This window comes from Streptomyces yangpuensis (genome assembly GCF_024666385.1).
In the GTDB taxonomy this organism is placed as follows: domain Bacteria; phylum Actinomycetota; class Actinomycetes; order Streptomycetales; family Streptomycetaceae; genus Streptomyces; species Streptomyces yangpuensis.
The window spans coordinates 1,329,066-1,349,496 of record NZ_CP102514.1 but is presented as its reverse complement, the minus strand read 5'-3'; the positions used below and the strand labels follow the sequence as shown (position 1 = coordinate 1,349,496).

Annotated in this window: 18 protein-coding genes and 1 riboswitch; of the genes, 10 read left to right on the top strand and 8 right to left on the bottom strand. The window is 71.8% G+C overall.

Annotated elements, in window-relative coordinates; genetic code table 11:
* Nucleotides 1-76 precede the first annotated feature (76 nt).
* Nucleotides 77-1,774, top strand: a complete 1,698-nt coding sequence (locus NRK68_RS06195) for a flavin monoamine oxidase family protein (RefSeq protein WP_183067513.1) — start codon at nucleotides 77-79, stop codon at nucleotides 1,772-1,774.
* Between the two features lie 227 nt (nucleotides 1,775-2,001).
* Here the strand turns inward: NRK68_RS06195 and NRK68_RS06190 are convergent, their stop codons facing one another.
* The 4 genes from NRK68_RS06190 to NRK68_RS06175 all read right to left on the bottom strand — a co-directional run bounded on the left by NRK68_RS06190 (nucleotide 2,002) and on the right by NRK68_RS06175 (nucleotide 6,203).
* Entirely contained in the window at nucleotides 2,002-2,565 is a 564-nt protein-coding gene (locus NRK68_RS06190) for a hypothetical protein (protein ID WP_183067512.1), read from the bottom strand.
* 117 nt (nucleotides 2,566-2,682) lie between these two features.
* Nucleotides 2,683-3,324 (bottom strand): DUF5995 family protein, encoded by a 642-nt coding sequence (locus NRK68_RS06185; protein WP_257855288.1) that lies wholly within the window; start codon nucleotides 3,322-3,324, stop codon nucleotides 2,683-2,685.
* 76 nt (nucleotides 3,325-3,400) lie between these two features.
* A complete protein-coding gene (locus NRK68_RS06180) occupies nucleotides 3,401-4,798 on the bottom strand; it encodes a uracil-xanthine permease family protein (protein ID WP_183067703.1) in 1,398 nt (465 codons plus the stop codon).
* 163 nt (nucleotides 4,799-4,961) lie between these two features.
* Entirely contained in the window at nucleotides 4,962-6,203 is a 1,242-nt protein-coding gene (locus tag NRK68_RS06175) for an MFS transporter (RefSeq protein ID WP_257855287.1), read from the bottom strand.
* A 55-nt stretch (nucleotides 6,204-6,258) separates the two neighbouring features.
* Here NRK68_RS06175 and NRK68_RS06170 point away from each other — a divergent pair, with 55 nt between their 5' ends.
* Nucleotides 6,259-7,410: an ROK family transcriptional regulator gene (locus tag NRK68_RS06170; RefSeq protein ID WP_257855286.1), complete on the top strand. Its 1,152-nt coding sequence runs from the start codon at nucleotides 6,259-6,261 to the stop codon at nucleotides 7,408-7,410.
* Nucleotides 7,411-7,484: 74 nt separating this feature from the next.
* Here NRK68_RS06170 and NRK68_RS06165 read toward each other — a convergent pair whose 3' ends face one another.
* From NRK68_RS06165 to NRK68_RS06150, 4 genes are all read right to left on the bottom strand, one after another.
* A complete protein-coding gene (locus NRK68_RS06165; protein ID WP_257855285.1) occupies nucleotides 7,485-7,925 on the bottom strand; it encodes a DUF6086 family protein in 441 nt (146 codons plus the stop codon).
* Nucleotides 7,926-9,358: 1,433 nt separating this feature from the next.
* Nucleotides 9,359-10,225, bottom strand: coding sequence for an SDR family oxidoreductase (locus NRK68_RS06160; RefSeq protein WP_257855284.1), 867 nt, complete (start codon nucleotides 10,223-10,225; stop codon nucleotides 9,359-9,361).
* 60 nt (nucleotides 10,226-10,285) lie between these two features.
* Entirely contained in the window at nucleotides 10,286-11,185 is a 900-nt protein-coding gene (locus NRK68_RS06155) for an RNA polymerase sigma-70 factor (protein WP_257855283.1), read from the bottom strand.
* 101 nt (nucleotides 11,186-11,286) lie between these two features.
* The gene (locus tag NRK68_RS06150) at nucleotides 11,287-13,638 is read right to left on the bottom strand and encodes a chitinase C-terminal domain-containing protein (protein WP_257855281.1); all 2,352 of its coding nucleotides are present in this window, start codon (nucleotides 13,636-13,638) and stop codon (nucleotides 11,287-11,289) included.
* A gap of 296 nt (nucleotides 13,639-13,934) precedes the next feature.
* Nucleotides 13,935-14,064, top strand: a riboswitch (FMN riboswitch).
* Nucleotides 14,065-14,214: 150 nt separating this feature from the next.
* On the opposite strand from NRK68_RS06150, the gene ribD reads away from it, so the two are divergent.
* The 8 genes from ribD to NRK68_RS06110 all read left to right on the top strand — a co-directional run bounded on the left by ribD (nucleotide 14,215) and on the right by NRK68_RS06110 (nucleotide 20,246).
* Nucleotides 14,215-15,351, top strand: coding sequence for a bifunctional diaminohydroxyphosphoribosylaminopyrimidine deaminase/5-amino-6-(5-phosphoribosylamino)uracil reductase RibD (gene ribD, locus NRK68_RS06145; RefSeq protein ID WP_183067505.1), 1,137 nt, complete (start codon nucleotides 14,215-14,217; stop codon nucleotides 15,349-15,351).
* Entirely contained in the window at nucleotides 15,352-15,981 is a 630-nt protein-coding gene (locus NRK68_RS06140; RefSeq protein WP_183067504.1) for a riboflavin synthase, read from the top strand.
* Nucleotides 15,978-16,631 carry a nicotinamide mononucleotide transporter family protein gene (locus tag NRK68_RS06135; protein ID WP_046780306.1) on the top strand — a complete coding sequence of 218 codons (654 nt, stop codon included), beginning with the start codon at nucleotides 15,978-15,980 and terminating at the stop codon, nucleotides 16,629-16,631. The genes NRK68_RS06140 and NRK68_RS06135 overlap by 4 nt, the downstream gene beginning before the upstream one ends.
* Nucleotides 16,628-17,917, top strand: coding sequence for a bifunctional 3,4-dihydroxy-2-butanone-4-phosphate synthase/GTP cyclohydrolase II (locus tag NRK68_RS06130; protein ID WP_257855280.1), 1,290 nt, complete (start codon nucleotides 16,628-16,630; stop codon nucleotides 17,915-17,917). The genes NRK68_RS06135 and NRK68_RS06130 overlap by 4 nt, the downstream gene beginning before the upstream one ends.
* Nucleotides 17,918-17,970: 53 nt before the next feature.
* Entirely contained in the window at nucleotides 17,971-18,456 is a 486-nt protein-coding gene (gene ribH / locus NRK68_RS06125; protein WP_007262951.1) for a 6,7-dimethyl-8-ribityllumazine synthase, read from the top strand.
* Between the two features lie 61 nt (nucleotides 18,457-18,517).
* The gene (locus tag NRK68_RS06120) at nucleotides 18,518-18,799 is read left to right on the top strand and encodes a phosphoribosyl-ATP diphosphatase (protein WP_046780304.1); all 282 of its coding nucleotides are present in this window, start codon (nucleotides 18,518-18,520) and stop codon (nucleotides 18,797-18,799) included.
* Between the two features lie 68 nt (nucleotides 18,800-18,867).
* On the top strand, nucleotides 18,868-19,716 hold the full coding sequence (gene hisG / locus NRK68_RS06115; RefSeq protein ID WP_046780303.1) for an ATP phosphoribosyltransferase: 849 nt from the start codon (nucleotides 18,868-18,870) through the stop codon (nucleotides 19,714-19,716).
* A 65-nt stretch (nucleotides 19,717-19,781) separates the two neighbouring features.
* Nucleotides 19,782-20,246: a PH domain-containing protein gene (locus tag NRK68_RS06110; RefSeq protein ID WP_183067502.1), complete on the top strand. Its 465-nt coding sequence runs from the start codon at nucleotides 19,782-19,784 to the stop codon at nucleotides 20,244-20,246.
* The last annotated feature ends 185 nt before the right edge of the window (nucleotides 20,247-20,431 follow it).

Below are 20,431 nucleotides of genomic sequence, written 5' to 3'. Positions count from 1 at the left end.
CCGCACCAGCACTCCCCGCCCCACCCCGCCCCCGCCGCTCCACCCCCCGAGCCCCGCCCGCAAGGAGTCGTACCCCATGACGTCCACGGTGCCCACCACCGCCGTCCCGCACAGCGACGGACAGCCGCCGATCACCATGTTCGGTCCGGACTTCCCGTACGCCTACGACGACTTCCTCGCCCACCCGGCGGGCCTCGGCCAGATACCCGCGACCGAGTTCGGCACCGAGGTCGCCGTCATCGGCGGCGGACTCTCCGGCATCATCTCGGCCTACGAGCTCATGAAGATGGGCCTCAAGCCCGTCGTCTACGAGGCCGACCAGATCGGCGGCCGCCTGCGCACCGTCGGCTTCGAGGGCGCCGAGACCGAGGGCCTCACCGCGGAGATGGGCGCCATGCGCTTCCCGCCCTCCTCCACGGCCCTGCAGCACTACATCGACCTCGTCGGCCTGGTCACCGAGCCCTTCCCGAACCCGCTCGCCGAGGCCACCCCCTCCACGGTCGTCGACCTCAAGGGCGAGTCCCACTACGCGGAGACCATCGCCGACCTCCCGCAGATCTACCGCGATGTCGCCGAGGCCTGGAACGCCTGCCTCGACGAGGGCGCCGACTTCTCCGACATGAACACCGCGATGCGCGAGCGGGACGTCCCGCGCATCCGCGAGATCTGGGCCAAGCTCGTCGAGAAGCTCGACGACGAGACCTTCTACGGCTTCCTGTGCAAGTCGGAGGCCTTCAAGTCCTTCCGCAAGCGCGAGATCTTCGGCCAGGTCGGCTTCGGCACCGGCGGCTGGGACACCGACTTCCCGAACTCTATCCTCGAGATCCTGCGCGTGGTCTACACCGAGGCCGACGACCACCACCGCGGCATCGTCGGCGGCTCGCAGCAGCTGCCGCTGCGCCTGTGGGAGCGCGAGCCCGAGAAGATCGTCCACTGGGCCCAGGGCACCTCGCTGGCCACCCTGCACGGCGGCACCCCGCGCCCCGCCGTGACCCGCCTGCACCGCACCGCCGGCAACCGCATCACCGTCACCGACTCCTCCGGCGACATCCGCACGTACCGCGCCGCGATCTTCACGGCCCAGTCCTGGATGCTGCTGTCGAAGATCGAGTGCGACGACACGCTGTTCCCGATCGACCACTGGACGGCGATCGAGCGCACCCACTACATGGAGTCGTCGAAGCTGTTCGTCCCCGTCGACCGGCCGTTCTGGCTGGACAAGGACGAGGAGACCGGCCGCGACGTCATGTCGATGACGCTGACCGACCGGATGACCCGCGGCACCTACCTGCTGGACAACGGCCCGGACAAGCCCGCCGTCATCTGCCTCTCGTACACCTGGTGCGACGACAGCCTGAAGTGGCTGCCGCTGTCCGCGAACGAGCGGATGGAGGTCATGCTGAAGTCCCTCGGCGAGATCTACCCCAAGGTCGACATCCGCCGCCACATCATCGGCAACCCGGTCACCGTCTCCTGGGAGGACGAGCCCTACTTCATGGGCGCGTTCAAGGCCAACCTCCCCGGCCACTACCGCTACCAGCGCCGCCTGTACACCCACTTCATGCAGGACCGCCTCCCCGAGGACAAGCGCGGCATCTTCCTCGCGGGCGACGACATCTCCTGGACGGCCGGCTGGGCCGAGGGCGCGGTCCAGACCGCCCTCAACGCCGTCTGGGGCGTCATGCACCACCTCGGCGGGTCCACGGACTCCACCAACCCGGGCCCGGGCGACGTCTACGACGAGATCGCCCCGGTCGAACTCCCGGAGGACTGACCCTCCCGGCCCTCCGACAGGGCCCCATGATCACGGGCCGCCGCCCCGCGCCGTCAGCACGCGGGGAGGCGGCCCGTTCTCATACCCGCGTCCCTGCGCCGCGTCGGTCATGCCCGCGTCCCTGCGCCGCGTCGGTCATGCCCGCGTCCCTGCGCCGCGTCGGTCATGCCCGCGTCCCTGCGCCGCGTCGGTCATGCCCGCGACGCCGCCCCGGGCGCCCGGCCCGCTCAGCACTGCCACAGCAGGGCGGCTCGGCCGCACCCGCCGCACACGTGGGCGTACGCCTCCCCGGACCCGAAGTTCATGGCCGTGACCGGGTCCGGCCCCTCCGCCAGGCCCGCCACGAACCCCATCGGCCGGGCGCACGCGGGGCAGTCGGGGGTCTCGTCGTACTGCAGCCAGTCGGGCTCGCCGCCGAGCGAGCCCAGCACCGCCCGCCCGTCCGCCGCGGCCCCCGCGGGCACGACCGCCCGTACGGCGCCCAGCCCCAGCACCTCCGGATCTGCACCGCGCGGCAGGGGTACGGGCATCAGCCCCTCGGTGGGCATCAGCAGGGCCAGGTTCCCGCCCGCGGAGGGGCTCCACTGCTCGCACTCGCCGGGCCGGTGCGCGCACATGAACAGGGCCAGCACACCCGCGCCGAGCACGAGCTGGGCGAGGAACTGCAGTGGGCCCGCGCATGTGCGGCACACGGGCCAGACCATCCCGGCGGGACCCAGCGGCACGCCACCGGTCCGACTGACCGGGGCGTCCGGGGCGACCGGACCGCCGTCGAGGAGAAGTGTCGTCATGGCCGGAATCTATCGGCCGGCCCCGACAGCGGGCCCGGCAGCGCCCCGACGCGGCCCTGACCGTGGCCACAGCGGTCCGGGCCGGGGCGTACGGCGCCCGGAGCCGGGAGCCCGGCGTCAGCCCCGCGGGGTCAGCAGGCAGCGGCCCACCAGGCCGACGCCCGCGTCCAGGGAGTCCGTGAACTCCTCGGCCAGGTCCGGCGCCCGGCGCAGCGTCCACAGCAGCCGGGCCGCCGACCAGGCCCCGGCGCGGGCCCGCTCCAGACTCCACGAGCCGACCAGGTGGGTCAGCGGGTCGGCGATCTCCAGCAGGTCCGGACCCGGCATCAGGTCCTCCCGGATGTGCTCCTCCAGCGCGACCAGCGTGTCGCCGACCCGGTCGAAGTCCGCCTCCAGGGCCCGCGGTTCGCAGTCCAGCTCCCCGCACGTGGACACCACCGCGAGCGCCAGGTCGTGCCCGATGTGCGCGTTGATCCCGGCCAGCGCGTGCTGCAGCGGCCGGATCCCGGGATGCCGGCGGTACTGCAGCAGCGGGCGCCAGCAGGCCGGGGCCCGGTCCGCCTCCACCGCCGTCAGGTACCGCTCCGCGAACCGCACGCTCAGGGTCGCCGCCCGCCGGGGCGCCGGGAAGCCCCCGTGCTCGATCCGCCGGTGCAGGGCCTCCGTCACCGTCAGGTAGACCCGGTTGAAGACGGCGACACCGTCCTGCGCCGGTAGCCGCTCCTCCAGGGCGCGCATCCGCGCCAGCACCGCTTCCATGGGAGGCAGGGTCGCAGGCGCCGGCACGGATCCGGGGAACTTGGCCGTACGCTTCCCCGGTTCGGGCGAAACCCCGTCAACGGGGCTTGTCCTCCGCCGCACCGCCGTCGTCGTAGGCGGACGTGCCCGCGTCGAGCAGGGGCTCCTGTGGCTTCAGGTGCGCGGGGGCGAAATACCGCAGCGCGTGGTAGCCGCCGATGACCACGATCGTGCCCAGCGCGATACCGCCCAGCTCGAAACTGTCCGTGATCTGCAGCTTCACACCGCCGACGCCGATGATGATGCCCGCCGCGGCCGGCACCAGGTTCAGCGGATTGCGCAGGTCCACCCGGCCGTTGACCCAGATCTGGGCGCCGAGCAGGCCGATCATCCCGTACAGGATGACCGTGATCCCGCCGAGCACCCCGCCCGGGATCGCGGCGACGACCGCGCCGAACTTGGGGCACAGGCCGAAGAGCAGCGCGAAGCCCGCAGCCGCCCAGTAGGCCGCCGTGGAGTAGACCCGGGTGGCCGCCATGACGCCGATGTTCTCGGAGTACGTGGTGTTCGGCGGGCCGCCGACCGCCGTGGACAGCATCGACGCGGCGCCGTCCGCCGCGATCGCCGTGCCCAGCTTGTCGTCGAGGGGATCACCGGTCATCTCGCCCACGGCCTTGATGTGCCCCGCGTTCTCGGCGATCAGCGCGATCACCACGGGCAGGGCGATCAGGATCGCCGACCACTCGAAGGACGGCCCGTGGAAGGACGGCAGCCCGATCCAGTCGGCCTTCGCGACGGCGGAGAGGTCCAGACGCCAGTGGTCCACGGCCGCCTCCCCGCCCACCGTCGAGTGGATCTTGCCGAAGAGCAGGTCGAAGAGCCAGGAGATCGCGTACCCGAAGACCAGCCCCAGGAAGATCGCGATACGTGACCAGAAACCGCGCAGGCACACCACGGCGAACCCGGTGAACAGCATGGTCAGCAGCGCCGTCCACTGGTCCTGCGGCCAGTACGTCGACGCCGTCACCGGCGCCAGGTTGAAGCCGATCAGCATCACCACCGCGCCCGTCACGATCGGCGGCATCGCCGTGTGGATGATGCGCGCGCCGAACCGCTGCACCGCGAGACCGGCCAGGAACAGCGCCACGCCGACGACGAACACGGCACCCGTGACGACCGCACTGTCCCCGCCCCCGGCCCGGATCGCCGCCGCGACACCGACGAAGGACAGCGAACAGCCCAGGTACGACGGCACCCGGCCGCGCGTCGCCAGCAGGAAGATCACCGTCGCGATACCGGACATCATGATGGCCAGGTTCGGATCCAGGCCCATCAGGACCGGTGCGACGAAACTCGCGCCGAACATCGCCACGACGTGCTGGGCGCCCAGCCCGGCGGTCCGCGGCCACGACAGCCGCTCCTCGGGCCGCACCACGGCGCCGGGTGCCGGGGTCCGCCCGTCTCCGTGCAGGGTCCACCCCACGCCGAGGCCCATGTTCCACTCCTCTTTCCCGGTCTTCCCGGTCTTCCCGGTATTCCTGGTCATGCTTCCCGGTATTCCTGGTCATGCGGACGAGCGCGGCAGCGGCCGCCCACACAGCCGCGCACACATCGAAGCCGCAGCGCACGGGTGCGTGCCGCTGCGGCCAGTCGACATATTACGGCCGTATATCGGCAGGTTCGTCGAGATCGGCCGCCGGACCGGCCTGCCCGGCGAACCGGCTCCCGGACCGCCCGGCCCGCGGCTTCGGGCGCAGCACCGACGCACCCACCACCAGCGCGAACGCCAGCACCGTCACCAGCCCGAACGACACCACCAGCGAGGTCGCGTCGGCCACCGCCCCGATCGCCGACGGCGCGATGAGCCCCGACGTGTACGTGATCGTCGCGACACCGGCGATCGCCTGCGCCGGCGCCGGCCCGCTGCGCCCCGCCGCGGCGAAGGCCAGCGGGACCACCACCGCGATACCGAGCCCGATCAGGGCGAACCCGGTCAGCGCGCCCGCCGGAGTGCGGACGCCGACGACGAGCAGCCCGCCGAGGGTGGCCAGCACACCGCCCGCCCGGACCGTGCGCACCGCACCGAAGCGGTCCACCACCCGGTCGCCGACGAGCCGGGCCACGGCCATCGTCAGCGCGAAGGCGGTGGTGGAGGCGGCCGCGAGGCCCGCGTCCGTGTGCAGGACGTCCCGCAGGTAGACCGCCGACCAGTCCAGGCTCGCGCCCTCGGCGAACACCGCGCAGAAGCCGATCGCGCCGATGAGCAGCGCGGACTTCGGCGGCAGCGCGAAGTGCGGTGGCGCCTCGGCGCCCTCCGCGCTCCGCAGGTCCAGTACGCCCTGTACGGCGATCAGAGCGGCCGCGGTCAGCACGAGCGCGGCGACCAGGTGGTGCAGCCGGGCGTCGGTCCCGGCGTGCGCGGCGACCGTACCGGCGGCCGACCCCAGGAGCGCGCCCACGCTCCACATGCCGTGCAGGGAGGACATGATCGAGCGGCCCAGCCGGTTCTCGGTCTCCACGCCCAGCGCGTTCATCGCCACGTCCGACATGCCCGCGGTGGCCCCGTACACGAAGAGGGCGAGGCACAGCACCGGCAGGTTCGGGGCGAGGCTCGGCAGGATCAGCGAGAGGGTCCACAGCACCAGCAGCCCGCGCAGCGCGGTACGCGCCCCGAACCGGTGGTTGATCCGCCCGGCCAGCGGCATCGCGAGCGCCGCGCCCAGGGCGGGGAAGGCGAGCGCGAGCCCCAGGGTGCCCGCGCCGAGCTGGGCGTGGTTCTGGATCCACGGGATGCGGGTGGCGAAGGAGCCGGTGACGGCGCCGTGGGCGCAGAAGACGGCGGCGATGGCGATACGGGCATGGCGCAGGCGCGCCGGGCTGAGGTCGGTGTCCCCGGTCATGACGCATAAACTATCAGGGAACCTGCCTGATAGATAATGGCCCCGACTCCCTAGGATGGGCGCCGTGACTCCAGCCCACGCCCCGCTACCGTCCCCGGCCTCACCCAGCACGGCCCGGGCCATCAACGACCGCCTCGCCCTGCGACTCCTCCAGGACTCCGGGCCGCTGACGGCGACCCAGCTCAAGACCATGACCGGCCTCTCCCGCCCGTCCGTCGCCGACCTCGTCGACCGGCTCACCGACGCGGGCCTCATCGAGGTCGTCGGCGAATCCGGCGCACAACGCCGCGGCCCCAACGCCAAGCTCTACGGGATCGTCGCCGGCCGCGCCCACCTGGCCGCCCTCGACGTCCGCACCGACCGGGTCACCGCCGCCGTCACCGACCTGCTCGGCCACACCCTCGCCGAGGCCGCCCTGCCCGTCGGCGCACCCGAGGACGCGGTCGCCGCCCTGCTGCGCACCGCCCGCGAGGCCGGCGCCGACACACTGCACACCGTCGTCGTCGGCGCCCCGGGCCTGGTCACCCCCGCCACGGGCGAACTCCGCGACACCATCGGCCTCCCGGCCTGGCACCGGGACCTGGTGACCGCCCTGCAGCGGACCCTGCCCGCCGACGTGGCCGTCGAGAACGAGACCAACCTCGCCGCCCTCGCCGAGCAGCGCCTGGGCGTGGCCCGCGACCTGGACTCCTTCGTCCTGCTGTGGCTCGGCGCCGGGGTCGGCGCGGCCGTGGTCCTGGACGGCAGGCTGCGCCGGGGCGCCTCCGGCGGGGCGGGCGAGATCGGCTTCCTCCCCGTACCGGGCACCGGCGGGCTGCCCTCGGCCGCCGACTGCGCGGGCGGCTTCCACGCCCTGGCCGGCCGGGACGCCGTGACCGCACTGGCGCGCGAACACGGCTTCGCGGGCTCCGCGGAACAGGCCGTCACGGGGGCCGCCGGCGAACCCTTCCTCGAAGCCCTCGCCGAACGCCTCGCCCTCGGCGCGGCGGCCGCCGCGGCCCTCCTCGACCCGGGCTGCGTGGTTCTCGCCGGAGAACTCGGCCGCGCGGGCGGCCCCGCCCTGGCCGCCCGGGTCTCCCACCGCCTGGCGAAGCTGACCCCGGTCCCGACGGAGATCCGCGCCACGACCCTGGGCGACCCGGCGGTCCTCGCGGGCGCCCGCCTGGCAGCCCGCGAAGCGGCCCAGCGGGTGCTGTTCGGAGGCTGAGGCGAAAGCCAGGCCGAATGGCCGGCTCTGCCTGCCGGCTCTGCTGGCCGGCTCTGCTCGCCGACCGTGACCGGTCAGCGAGGCATGCGCCCTCCCAGCTCCCGGGCCTTCTCGCGCAGTCCCGCACTCCAGGCTCCGCCGTCCGCGGCGACCGGCCACCCCGCGCCCGCGCAAACCTGCACGTCCGCGAAAGGGGCCGCAGGAGCGGATCCGAGCCGCGCCCAGTCCAGGCTGATGCCGGCGCGCTCCGCGAGTACCACCATGGTCGCGGTGAAGCCTTCGGAAAGGGCGAGGATGATGGCGTGGCCCGTTCTTCGGTGCCGCGCCAACAGAGCGTTGACGAAGGCCTCAAGTGCGACGGGATCGATCTGGCACTCGTCGTTCTCCATCGGCCCGATGCCGGAGGGCAGTTCGAGCTCCGCCTCGAAGAGCGCGACGTGGCGCCGGAACATGCGCGAGGCGCCGTTGGAAGGGTTCCACAGGGTCTCGCCACCCAGGTCGAAGTACTGGCTCACCACGGCACCTCTCTCCACTCGCAACTCTCAACTGACCATGTGGCGGGGCAGCGTACCGAGAACGGCGCTGCGGGGCCCCGAGCATTTCCGGAGCGGGCGGGGTGTGAGGCGGGGCGGGCGGGGCGGCGGTGGCGGTGGCGGGGCGGGGGTGTGAGGCGGGGCGGTGGTGTGGGGGAGCGGAGGTGCGGCGGGGCGGGGGTGGGGAGGCGCGGGGGTGGTGTGGGAGCTTGATCCAGCCGGGCGGCATCAGAGTGGGTATGGGGGTTTTCCGTCAGTCCCATCGTCTCTCCGTGTCGTGCCGGTCCGTCAAGGGCGCTCCTTCGTCGCGTCGCTTCGCGATGGCCTTCGGCCACCCTTGACCGACCGTCCCGCCCCGGAAATCCGAAAGACTGCCGGGAAACCCCCAAAGGAACGAGCCGGGGGAGCAAGACACTTACGGGGGCGGTGCCTGCGCGGGCGAAGCCCGGAGCGCCCACAATCGCTACGCGCTCCTGTCGGAGGGCGTCTGCGAGTCTCTTGGGCTGGTCATAAGCCGCCACTAATCGCTACGCGCTCCTGTCGGAAGGCGTCTGCGAGCCCCGTGGGCCGGCCATAGGCCGCCATCGATCGCTACGCGCTTCTCCGAGACGGCGTCCGCCCCCAGTTGGGGGCTGATCGGGGCGAATGGGAGGTCCGAAAGGCCTATCCATCGGCCCAGCCGAACTCAATCCCCGTCAGGGCCACTGCGAGATCCCATCCGCCCGCCCAGAAGAGGGCAATTGGGGCATATTTCAGGCTCTTTGAGGCTCGCACCCTCCCAGACCCGGATTGACTTCGTCTCAGCCGTCATCTGCCGGATTTCCAGCCCACGACCGCCTTCGGACGCCGTCCGTGGTGGGTGAAGGAAGGTACTGCGGCTTCTGCCCAGCCCCGGGCGGTCTGCGGGCGCGTGATCGAGAAGCGCGTAGCGATCGATGGCGGCTCATGACCAGCCCAAGAGGCTCGCAGACGCCGTCTTGGAGAAGCGCGTAGCGATTGGTGGCGGCTTATGACCAGCCACAGGGACTTGCAGACGCCTTCCGACAGGAGCGCGTAGCGATTGGTGGCGCACCGGGCTTCGCCCGCGCAGGGCACCGCCTCGTCTGTGTCTTTACTCCCCCCGGCCCGTCCTTTTGGGGGTTTCCCGGCAGTCTTTCGGATTTCCGGGGCGGGACGGTCGGTCAAGGGTGGAGCGCAGCGACATCGCGAAGCGACGCGACGAAGGAGCGCCCTTGAGGGACCGGCACGACACGGAGAGACGATGGGACTGCCGGGAAACCCCCATACGCGTCACTGGCCAAGGCTCAGCGACACCACCGCCTCTACACCCCCGCCCCGCCTCTACCGCTCCCTACCGTCCCCCGCCCCGCCTCGCCCCCGCCCCGCCTCGCCCCCGCCCCGCCTCGCAACCGCCCCTACCGCCCCCGGCGTGCCGAGAACTGGTCGAACGTTTCGTGGCCGACCGCGTGGGACGGGGTGAGGTGGCCGCCGCGGCGGAAGGCCGCGTAGGCCTTGCCCGGCAGGGGGAGGGGGAGGACGCGGCGGTTGCGGCCTGTCGCCCGGAGGTGGACGCGGGCCAGGTCCGGCAGGCTGCGGATCTGCGGGCCGCCCATGTCCGGGACCCGGCCCGACGGGGTCGGGACGGCCAGCTCCGCCATGCGGTCCGCGACCTCGCCGACCGCGATCGGCTGCACGGGTACGCCCTTCGGGACCGGCACGACCGGCAGCTTCGCCATGGCGTCCGTCAGCATCGCCACGAGGTCGTGGAACTGCGTCGTACGCAGGATCGTCACGCCCAGCCCGGACGTCTCCAGCAACCGCTCCACCCGGAGCTTGCGCCGGTAGTAGCCGAGCGGGACCACGTCCACCCCGACGATCGAGATGTAGACGATGTTCCTGACGGTGCCGGCCCGCCGGGCAGCCTCGATGAGGTGCCCGGCGGCCACGTCGTCGCCCCTGCCCGCCCCGCGCGTGTTGCTCGCGCAGTGCACGATCACCTCCGCGCCCGCCAGCGCCGCGTCCAGCCCGGTGCCGTCCCGGAGGTCGACGGGATGGTCCGGGGCGTGCCGGCTCAGCACGCGGACCTCGTGCCCGGCCGCCCGCAGCCGTTCGGCGACGAGTGAGCCGAGCGTTCCGGTGCCTCCGGTGACGACGATGGTGCCCGCAGCGCCCGCAGCGCCCGCAGCGCCCGCAGCGCCCGCAGCGCCCGCAGCGCCCGCAGCGCCCGCAGCGCCCGCAGCGCCCGAGGTGCCTGAGGTGCCCGAGGTGCCTGACGTGCCCATGGTGTCGGTCCTTCCCTGGTGCGGTGAGGGTGCGTGCACCAGGGAAGGACCGGACAGCCGTCAGGAATGTGACAGCTGCCGCCGGAGGAATTCCAGCTTCTCCGGGTTGACCACCGTGCTGATGCCGCTGACCAGCCCATTCTCGAATTCGACCAGCAGGACCGCCACCTCGCCGAAGAGCAGCGCGGGCGTTCCGTTGACCTCCGCGACACTGACCGGCACACCGGCCACGTACTTCGCCATGGCGCCCAGCGCGAACCGGGCGACGGCGTCGCGGCCCAGGATCGGCCGCCGCGCCGCGCTGACCACGCCGCCACCGTCCGACACGTACCGCACGTCGGCCGCCAGCACCCCCTCCAGCTGGGCCAGGTCCCCGCTGCGCGCCGCCGTCAGGAAGCTCTCCACGAGGCCCTGCCACCGTTCGGGGTCGGCGGAGAACCGCTTCGCCTGCGTGTCCGCCCGGTCGGCCTCCACCCGACCCGCCGCCCGCCGGTAGATCTGGCGGCAGTTGGCCTCGGTGAGGTCCAGGAGGCCGGAGATCTCCCGGTGGCTGTAGGCGAAGGCCTCGCGCAGCACGTACACGGCGCGCTCGACCGGGGTGAGCCGTTCCAGCAGCAGGAGCAGGGCCAGGGACACGCTGTCGCGCTGCTCCGCGGTCTCCAGCGGGCCCAGGGCGCCGTCCCCGGTGAGGACGGGTTCGGGGAGCCAGGGGCCGACGTAGCTCTCGCGCCTGGCGCGCGCCGAGGTGAGGCTGTTGAGGCAGAGGTTGGTGACGACCTTGGCCAGCCAGGCCCCCGGGTTCTCGATGCCGGACCGGTCCGCGCCGTCCCAGCGCAGGTAGGCGTCCTGCACGATGTCCTCGGCCTCCGCGGCGGAGCCGAGCATGCGGTAGGCGATGCCGAACATCCGGGGCCGGTGTTGCTCGAAGTCCGCTGCGGGGGCGGTGACATGTGTGATCACCCGGCCAGCCTACGAGGGCCGGCCGGGCGGCGACGTGCGAGGACCCGGTGGCCGCCGGGCCACCGGGTCCTCACGTGCGGTCACCCGTCAGGGCGGTCCGGTCAGCAGGCGCCCTGGTCCTTCCAGACGCCCCACTCGCCGGTGGTGCCGGGCTCCTCGTTCTGCGTCCACCACTGGGCCTTCCAGGTGCGGCCCTTGTGGGAGACGAGGTTCCCGCTGTTGTAGACCGTGCCCGCCACGTACGCCGGGCTGGTGCAGGTGCCGCCCGGCGGGGTGGTCGGCGGGGTGGTCGGCGGGGTGGTCGGGGGCGTGGTGGGCGGGGTGGTGCCGCCGCCCGGCTCGCCGACCGTGGTGCCGCGCGCCAGGTCACCGGCGAGGGCGTACGTCGTGCCGGAGATGTTCACCGTCCAGTTGGAGGGGGTGGACACCGGCAGGTAGTAGTTGAAAGCCAGGTCGACGGAGGCGCCGGGGGCCAGCGACTGCCAGGCCGGGAGCTTCAGCGACACCCGGTGGAAGTCGCCCTTCAGGCCGCCCACGTTGCTGCCCGTGTGGCCGCTGCTGATGACCTTCGTGCCGAAGCCGGACTGGTCGGAGGCGTTGTTCGGGGCCGAGGTCGAGTAGTCGAACTGGAACTCGGTGCCGCCCGGGAGGGCTGTCTTCGTGTTGTTCGTGATCTTGATCTTCGGGGTGATCGGGTAGTTCGAGTCGCCGAGCTTGAATTCGGTGAACTCGGTCCTGATGTCGACCGCCTGGGCCGGCGGCACGGTGGTGCCCGCCTTCTTCGCCCCGTACGGGGAGGCCGCCTTGAACTTGTCGTACATCAGCGAGGTGAGGGTGGAGCCCATCTCGTACTGGCCCTTGGCCGCGTTCCAGCCGTAGTCGCCGGCCATCTCCCAGACCATGGTGCCGCCGATGCCGCGGTTGACCACGTAGTCGGCCTTGGCGGCCACCGACTGCTCGTCCTCGGTGGAGAGGAAGACCTTCTTCTGCGCGTTCCACAGCCACGGTGCGACCAGGGTCGAGTCGTACTTGCGGGCGTAGGTGCCGGTCAGCGAGGTGTTCGCCGGGAAGCCGTACTGGGTGACGTAGTCCCCGACGATTCCCTTCTCCAGGTTCTTGGCGTGCCACATCGGGTTCGAGCCCGCCGGGGACTCGTTGCCGTTGTCGTCCTTGTCGTGCCACAGGTTGTCGATGCCGACCGCGCCGTCACCGCACTTGGTCAGTCCCGAGCCGGCCGGGCAGCCGGTCGCCGCCGCCTTGCCCCACAGGCCGTCGGTGCCGCCCTGCACGTTCTTGTGGCCGCGGGTGTAGTACGGCAGGCCGATGTTGATCCGGCCGGCCGGCATGGAGCCGCGGAAGTAGTGGTAGGCCCAGTCGGTGTTGAGGTAGCCGATGCCGCCGTACTGCTGGGAGCCGTAGACGCCGGCCGCGGCGAGCTCGCCGTCCTTGCCGTCGTCGAAGAGGGAGGCGTTGGGTCCGACGTACTCGTTCCAGGCGCCGTGCAGGTCGTAGGACATGATGTTGACGTAGTCCAGGTACTGCTGCATCTGGAACGTCTCCATGCCGCGCAGCAGGTAGCCGGAGGAGGGGGCGGCGACGGTCAGCATGTAGTGCTTGCCGTCGGCGGCGCCGGCCGCGTCCAGCTTCTGGCGCAGGCTCTTCATGAGGGCGTCGTAGCCCTTGACCAGGCCGGCGCGGCGGGCGTTGGCGATCTGCCAGTCCAGCGGGTTGCCGGCGTCCTTCATCGTGGTCGGGTACTCGTAGTCGATGTCGACGCCGTTGAAGCCGTACGTGCGGATGAAGTCGACCGAGGACTGGGCGAAGGTGTCGATGCCCGCCTGGTTGACGGATCCGTCGGCGTTGGTGGCCATGCTGTAGAAGCCGCCGGAGGCGACGCGCTTGCCGTCCGCGCCGAAGTAGCCGCCGGTCTCGGCCCAGCCTCCGACGGAGATCAGGGTCTTCACGTCGGGGTGCTGCTTCTTGTACTTCGTGAGCAGGTTGAAGTGGCCCTTGTAGGGGAGCGCCGGGTCCATCTCGGCTCCGGCGACGCCCGGCCAGGTCATCCCGGTGGCCTCGTTGGTGGGGCTGTCGGCGCCGACGGAGATCTTGTTGTCGCTGCCGACGTGCGCGAAGGCGTAGTTGATGTGGGTGATCTTGTCCCACGGGATGTTGTTGACGAGGTACGAGGGCTGGCCGTTCTTGCCGGTGCGCCAGCCGGTGAAGTAGCCGATGACGCGGCGCTGGTGGTCGGCGCCCATCTTCTCGCGGCCCTCGGTGTCGTAGACCGAGCAGTACGGGACGTCGACGCCGGCCGTCTTGTAGAGGCCGTCCGGGCGACAGCTCTCGTTGTCTGCCGCGTGCGAGACGCCCGTCGAGAGCCCGCCGACCAGCAGTCCGGCGATCGCGGCGCCGGATGCCAGGAGCATCGCTCTCGTACGTGTGGGGGACAGCATTGTGCCTCCTGGGGAGGGGAGGATGCAGGACACAAATGGACACAACATGAAGCAACGTGACTGGTGCGGAAGCCTGTTGGCCCGTGACACGCGTACATCTGGCGGGCTGCTCCCGGAAGTTGAAGGGAACGTTAAGAGGACTAGACCAACCCGTCAATAGGTCTGGACCAACCGCGTCCCCACTCGACCGGGTCCGCACCGCCGTGGCCCCGGCGTCACCCTCTGTGAGCCAGGCCACACCGCATCACCCGCATGGCGGGCGACAGGCCGTGGCAGACTGGCTGGAGTACCAGTAGCAGCGCACTCCGGGGTCGGTGTAATTCCGAACCGGCGGTATAGTCCGCGACCCGTCCGCAGCCAGCGGCCGGTTGACCAGGTGAAATTCCTGGACCGACGGTTAAAGTCCGGATGGGAGGCAGTGCGCGGCGGGCCAGTCACCGGTACGCCGCCGTCGGCGGTTCATCGGCATATCCCCGTGGATGTGCCCGGTCGAACCGTTTCTCCGGCCTCGGCGTCCCCGCGTGAGCTGTTCCGCTTCATCTGTCGTATCCCGACAGGCCCCGGAGTCCGTGCCCGATGAGGCAGGAGGACCCGGTGGCGACAGACGCCGCGCACGCAGCACCCGCACCCGACGCGGGCACCCGTGCCATGCGACGGGCCATCGAGCTCGCCGCCCGCGGACTCGGCTCCACCAGCCCCAACCCGGTCGTCGGCTGCGTCATCACCGACACCTCCGGCACCGTCGTCGGCGAGGGCTGGCACCAGCGGGCCGGCGGCCCGCACGCCGAGGTCCACGCCCTGCGCGCCGCAGGCACCGCCGCCCGCGGCGGCACCGCCTACGTCACCCTCGAACCCTGCAACCACACCGGCCGCACCGGACCCTGCGCCCAGGCCCTCCTCGACGCCGGCGTCACCCGCGTCGTCTACGCCGTCCCCGACCCGAACCCGCAGGCCAGCGGCGGCGCCGCCACCCTGCGCGCCGCCGGGATCGACACGGAGGCCGGGCTGCTCCGAGCCGAGGCCGAGGCCGGCAACACCGCTTGGCTGACCTCCGTACGCCTCGGCCGGCCCCACGTGACCTGGAAGTACGCCGCCACCCTCGACGGCCGCAGCGCCGCCGCTGACGGCAGCAGCCGCTGGATCAGCTCCGCCGAGTCCCGTGCCGACGTCCACCGGCTGCGCGCCGAGGCCGACGCCGTCCTCGTCGGTGGCGGCACCCTGCGCGCCGACGACCCGCACCTGGCCGTCCGCGGCATCGACGGCGCCACCCAGCCCCTGCGCGTGGCCCTCGACACCCGCGCCGGCCTCCCGCCGGCCGCCCGCATCCTCGACGACGCCGCGCCCACGCTGCTCGTCGTCGCCGAGGACGCCGACACCCGCCACCTGCCCGGCGTCGACCTGCTCCGGCTGCCCCTGCGCGACGGCCGGATCCCCCTCGACCAACTCCTGACGCAGCTGTACGCCCGCGGCGTGCGCTCCCTGCTCCTGGAAGGCGGCCCCACCCTCGCGGGCGCCTTCCTCGAAGCCGGAGCCGTCGACCGCGTCGTCGGCTACCTCGCCCCCGCCCTGCTCGGCGCCGGCCCCGCCGCCCTCGGCGACGCGGGCATCACCACCATCACCCACGCCCTGCGCCTCGACATCACCGAGGCCGTCCGCGTGGGCCCCGATCTGCGCATCACCGCCCTTCCCGCCACCGCCCCCAAGGAGCACTGAGTGTTCACCGGAATCGTCGAAGAACTGGGCGAGGTCACCGCCGTCGAGCAGCTCCAGGAAGCCTCCCGCTTCCGGCTGCGCGGCCCCCTCGTCACCCAGGACGCCAAGCACGGCGACTCCATCGCCGTCAACGGCGTCTGCCTGACCGTCGTGGAGACCGCCGACGGCGAGTTCACCGCCGACGTCATGCAGGAGACCCTCAACCGCTCCAGCCTCGGCGCCCTGACCGAGGGCTCCCGGGTCAACCTGGAACGCCCCATGGCCCTCGGCGGACGGCTCGGCGGCCACCTGGTCCAGGGCCACGTCGACGGCACCGGCGAGATCCTCTCCCGGACCCCGTCCGAGCACTGGGAGATCGTCAAGGTCGCCCTCCCGGAGAACCTCGCCCGCTACGTCGTCGAGAAGGGCTCCATCACCGTCGACGGCGTCAGCCTCACCGTCGTCGAGGCCGCCGCCGACTGGTTCACCATCAGCCTCATCCCCACCACCCTCGCGCTGACCACCCTCGGCATCAAGCAGCCCGGCGACCCGGTCAACCTCGAGGTCGACGTCCTCGCGAAGTACGTCGAGCGCCTCCTGGCCGCCGGCGTGGACCCGCTGCGCGCGAACCCGGCGGGAGAGCCCCGGTGAGCGCCCTGACCTGGCTCAACACGGAGGCCTTCACGGTCTTCGGCCAGAAGGTCATCTGGTCCGACATGATCGGCAACCTGATGGGCCTGGCCGCCCTCGCCCTCGGCTGGCGCCGCTCCATCTGGACCTGGCCCGCCCAGCTGCTCTCCGGGCTCATCCTCATCGCCGCCTACGCCTCCGCACACCTCGCCGGCGGCGTCGGCAAGCAGCTCCTGGTCATCGGCGTCGCCGTCTTCGGCTGGATCTCCTGGCAGCGCGGCAAGCAGCAGGCCCAGGACGGCTCCATCGCCGTACGCACCGCCACCTGGACCGAACGCGGACTCCTCCTCGGCGGAGCGGCCCTCGGCACCCTCGCCGTCGGCGGCCTCTTCACCCTCTACCCGTCGCTGTCCTGGAGCCCCTGGGCCGACGCCTACATCTTCGTCGGCACCATCGTCGCGATGGTCGCCCAGGCCCGCGGACTCGTCGAGTTCTGGTTCGCCTGGCTCCTCGTCGACCTGGTCGGCGTCCCCCTCGCCTTCACCGGCGGCCTCGCCTTCTCCGGACTGGTCTACGTCGTCTACTTCGCCCTCGTGGTGTGGGGCGCCTACGACTGGTACCAGCGCTCCCGCACCAACCCCGCCCCGGCCCTCGAAGGAGCAGCGGCATGACCACCCTCAAGCCCGTGCCCGACATTCCCGAAGAGACCTTCCGCCTCGACCCCGTCGAGCAGGCGATCCGCGACATCGCGGCGGGCCGCCCCGTCGTCGTCGTCGACGACGAGGAACGCGAGAACGAGGGCGACCTCGTCATCGCCGCCGAGAAGGCCACCCCCGAGATCATCGCCTTCATGATGAGCGAGTGCCGCGGCCTGATCTGCGCCCCCATGGAGGGCCCGGAGCTGGACCGGCTCGAACTCCCGCAGATGGTCCAGAACAACACCGAGTCGATGAAGACCGCCTTCACCGTCTCCGTCGACGCGAGCGCCGCCCACGGCGTCACCACCGGCATCTCCGCCGCCGACCGCGCCACCACCCTGCGCCTCCTCGCCGACGGCGTCAGCGGCCCCGGCGACTTCGTCCGCCCCGGCCACATCTTCCCGCTGCGCGCCAAGCCCGGCGGCGTCCTGGTCCGCAACGGCCACACCGAGGCCGCCGTCGACCTCGCCCGCCTCGCGGGCCTGCGCCCGGCCGGTGCCATCGTGGAGATCGCCGGCGAGGACGGTGTCATGCTGCGCCTGCCCGAGCTGATCCCCTTCGCCCGCAAGCACGGCCTGACGATCATCTCCATCGAGGACCTGATCGCCTACCGGCGCTCCGCCGAGCCCACCGTGCGCCGCGAGGCCGAGGTCCACCTGCCGACCGCCTTCGGCGACTTCACCGCGCACGGCTACCGCTCCACCGTCGACGGCGTCGAGCACGTCGCCCTCGTCCACGGCGAGATCGGCGACGGCTCCGACATCCTGGTCCGGATGCACTCCGAGTGCCTGACCGGCGACATCTTCGCCTCCCAGCGCTGCGACTGCGGCCCCCAGCTGCACGCCTCCATGGAACGCATCAAGAACGAGGGCCGCGGCGTCGTCGTCTACCTGCGCGGCCACGAGGGCCGCGGCATCGGACTGCTGTCCAAGCTGCGCGCGTACGAGCTCCAGGAGCGCGGCCGCGACACCCTCGACGCCAACCTGGAGCTGGGCCTGCCCGCCGACGCCCGCGACTACGCGGCCGGCGCACGGATCCTCGCCGACCTCGGCGTGCGCAGCGTCCGGCTGCTGACGAACAACCCCGACAAGTCCGCCGCCCTGGAACAACACGGCATCACGGTCACCAGCCGGGAGTCGATGCCCGTCGAGGCGGGCGAGCACAATCTGCGGTACCTGCGCACCAAGCGGGACCGGATGGGCCACGACCTGCCCTGGCTGGACGGTGCCGTGACCACCTCCGCCTGCGGCAACCAGTAAGCACGCACCACCCCACCCGTACGTACATCCACGAACCACCGAGGAGCAGAGCTGTGAGCGGCAAGGGCGCACCCGAACTGAGCGTGAAGAACTGCGGCGACCTGCGCGTCGCCGTGATCGCGGCGCAGTGGCACGAAAAGGTCATGGACGGACTGGTCGACGGCGCCCTGCGGGCCCTGCACGAGCTGGGCATCGACGAGCCCACCCTGCTGCGCGTCCCCGGCAGCTTCGAGCTCCCGGTCGTGGCGAAGGTGCTGGCCGGCCGCGGCTACGACGCCATCGTCGCCCTCGGCGTGGTCATCCGCGGCGGCACCCCGCACTTCGACTACGTCTGCCAGGGCGTCACCCAGGGCCTGGTCCAGGTGTCGATCGACACCGGGGTCCCCGTCGGCTTCGGCGTTCTGACCTGCGACAACGACGAGCAGGCGCTGGACCGCGCCGGGCTCGAAGGATCGAACGAGGACAAGGGCCACGAAGCGGTCACCGCCGCCGTCTCCACCGCCATGACCCTGCGCACCGTCAGTGAACCCTGGCGCTGAGTGTCCGAGGAGTGAACCCCGGCACCGGGACACCCGGGTGAGCCCGTACTCTAAGGACATCATGGCGAACAAACCCTCCAAGACCTTCGAGGAGCTCTTCACCGAGCTCCAGCACAAGGCCGCCGAAGGCGACCCCAGCACCTCCCGCACCGCCGAGCTCGTCCACAAGGGCGTCCATGCCATCGGCAAGAAGGTCGTCGAGGAGGCCGCCGAGGTCTGGATGGCCGCCGAGTACGAGGGCAAGGAAGCCGCCGCCGAGGAGATCTCCCAGCTGCTGTACCACGTCCAGGTGATGATGGTCGCGCGCGGGATCTCCCTCGACGACGTCTACGCGCACCTCTGAGCACGGGCCGCCCACCCGCCCGGTCACACCCACGCACATCCCGCACACCACGCCTCAAAGGAAGCCCCATGCTGCGCATCGCCGTCCCCAACAAGGGTTCACTCTCCGGACCGGCGTCGGCGATGCTCCATGAGGCCGGCTACCGGATGCGCAAGGAGTCCAAGGAGCTCGTGGTCGTCGACCCCGAGAACGAGGTGGAGTTCTTCTACCTCCGCCCCAAGGACATCGCGATCTACGTCTCCTCCGGCAAGCTCGACATCGGCATCACCGGCCGCGACCTGCTGCTCGACTCCGGCGCCAGCGCCGAGGAGATCCTCCCGCTGAACTTCGGCCGCTCCACCTTCCGTTACGCCACCACCCCCGGCACGGCGAAGGGCCCCGAGGACTTCACCGGGATGACGATCGCCACCTCCTACGAGGGAATCGTCGCCAAGCACCTCGCCGACCAGGGCATCGACGCCTCCGTCGTGCACCTCGACGGCGCGGTCGAGACGGCCATCCAGCTCGGCGTCGCCCAGATCATCGCGGACGTCGTCGAGACCGGCACCAGCCTGCGCAACGCCGGCCTGGAGGTCATCGGCGAGCCGATCCTCACCTCCGAGGCCGTCGTCATCCGCGGCAACGGCGCCGACGCCGCAGACCCGCAGGTCCAGCAGTTCCTGCGCCGCCTGCAGGGCGTCCTCGTGGCCCGCAGCTACGTGATGATGGACTACGACTGCCGCGCCGAGCACCTGGAGCGCGCGGTCGCCCTCACCCCGGGCCTGGAGTCGCCGACCGTCTCCCCGCTGCACAACGAGGGCTGGGTCGCCGTCCGCGCCATGGTCCCCGCCAAGGAGGCCCAGCGCATCATGGACGACCTGTACGAACTCGGCGCACGCGCGATCCTCACCACCTCGATCCACGCCTGCCGCCTCTGAGGCCCCGCGTGCCCGACCGGCACGCCGCCCCCTCACCCGTACGCCACCCCAGAAGGCAACGCACCATGGCCGAGTCCGCCGCCCCGCCCGCACCGCCCACCCTGCCGGTCACCTTCCGGCCGACCCGCACCCGGGTTGTCCTGCTGGGCGTCGGGCTCGCCATGTTCGCCACCATCACGGCCATCGCCGTACTGCTGGAACGCCTCCAGCCGGGTGAGCGCATCAGCTTCGTCTTCACCGCCGTCCTGCTGACCTCCGTCCTCGTCCTGCTCAGCCGCCCCAAGGTGGTCGCCGACGAGGAAGGCGTCACCGTCGTCAACCTCACCAACACCCGCCGTCTGGCGTGGGCCGAGATCCTCCGGGTCAACCTCCGCCCCGGCGACCCGTGGGTGTTCCTGGACCTCAGCGACGGCACCAGCCTGCCCGTACTCGGCATCCAGCCGGGCGTGGCCAGGCAGCAGGCCATCAACGACGCGCGCGCCCTGCGCGCCCTCGCCGAAATCCGCGGAACCGGCACGAACGACCACTGACAGCACCGAACCTCGTCGCTGCGTACCGTTGCGGCCGCGATCCCAATGACTACCCTGGTGGCGGGGCGCAGCCGTGCGCCCTCCCACCGGCCCCGGGACCCCGAGGCCCGCGGGCACCTGCAACTCGAGGAGTGACTCCCTCCAGCAATGGACGGATCGTCCGGTAATACCCGCGCCGCCCTCCC

Bases quoted from the DNA above. Each gene is read 5' to 3' on its own strand.
- NRK68_RS06110 (WP_183067502.1), top strand. From the start codon at position 19,782: ATGGCCGAGTCCGCCGCCCCGCCCGCACCGCCCACCCTGCCGGTCACC.
- NRK68_RS06120 (WP_046780304.1), top strand. From the start codon at position 18,518: ATGGCGAACAAACCCTCCAAGACCTTCGAGGAGCTCTTCACCGAGCTC.
- NRK68_RS06170 (WP_257855286.1), top strand. From the start codon at position 6,259: ATGGGCGCCGTGACTCCAGCCCACGCCCCGCTACCGTCCCCGGCCTCA.
- NRK68_RS06160 (WP_257855284.1), bottom strand. From the start codon at position 10,225: ATGGGCACGTCAGGCACCTCGGGCACCTCAGGCACCTCGGGCGCTGCG.
- NRK68_RS06175 (WP_257855287.1), bottom strand. From the start codon at position 6,203: ATGACCGGGGACACCGACCTCAGCCCGGCGCGCCTGCGCCATGCCCGT.
- NRK68_RS06195 (WP_183067513.1), top strand. From the start codon at position 77: ATGACGTCCACGGTGCCCACCACCGCCGTCCCGCACAGCGACGGACAG.
- ribD (WP_183067505.1), top strand. From the start codon at position 14,215: ATGAGGCAGGAGGACCCGGTGGCGACAGACGCCGCGCACGCAGCACCC.
- NRK68_RS06190 (WP_183067512.1), bottom strand. From the start codon at position 2,565: ATGACGACACTTCTCCTCGACGGCGGTCCGGTCGCCCCGGACGCCCCG.
- NRK68_RS06185 (WP_257855288.1), bottom strand. From the start codon at position 3,324: ATGGAAGCGGTGCTGGCGCGGATGCGCGCCCTGGAGGAGCGGCTACCG.
- NRK68_RS06150 (WP_257855281.1), bottom strand. From the start codon at position 13,638: ATGCTGTCCCCCACACGTACGAGAGCGATGCTCCTGGCATCCGGCGCC.
- NRK68_RS06180 (WP_183067703.1), bottom strand. From the start codon at position 4,798: ATGGGCCTCGGCGTGGGGTGGACCCTGCACGGAGACGGGCGGACCCCG.
- NRK68_RS06130 (WP_257855280.1), top strand. From the start codon at position 16,628: ATGACCACCCTCAAGCCCGTGCCCGACATTCCCGAAGAGACCTTCCGC.
- hisG (WP_046780303.1), top strand. From the start codon at position 18,868: ATGCTGCGCATCGCCGTCCCCAACAAGGGTTCACTCTCCGGACCGGCG.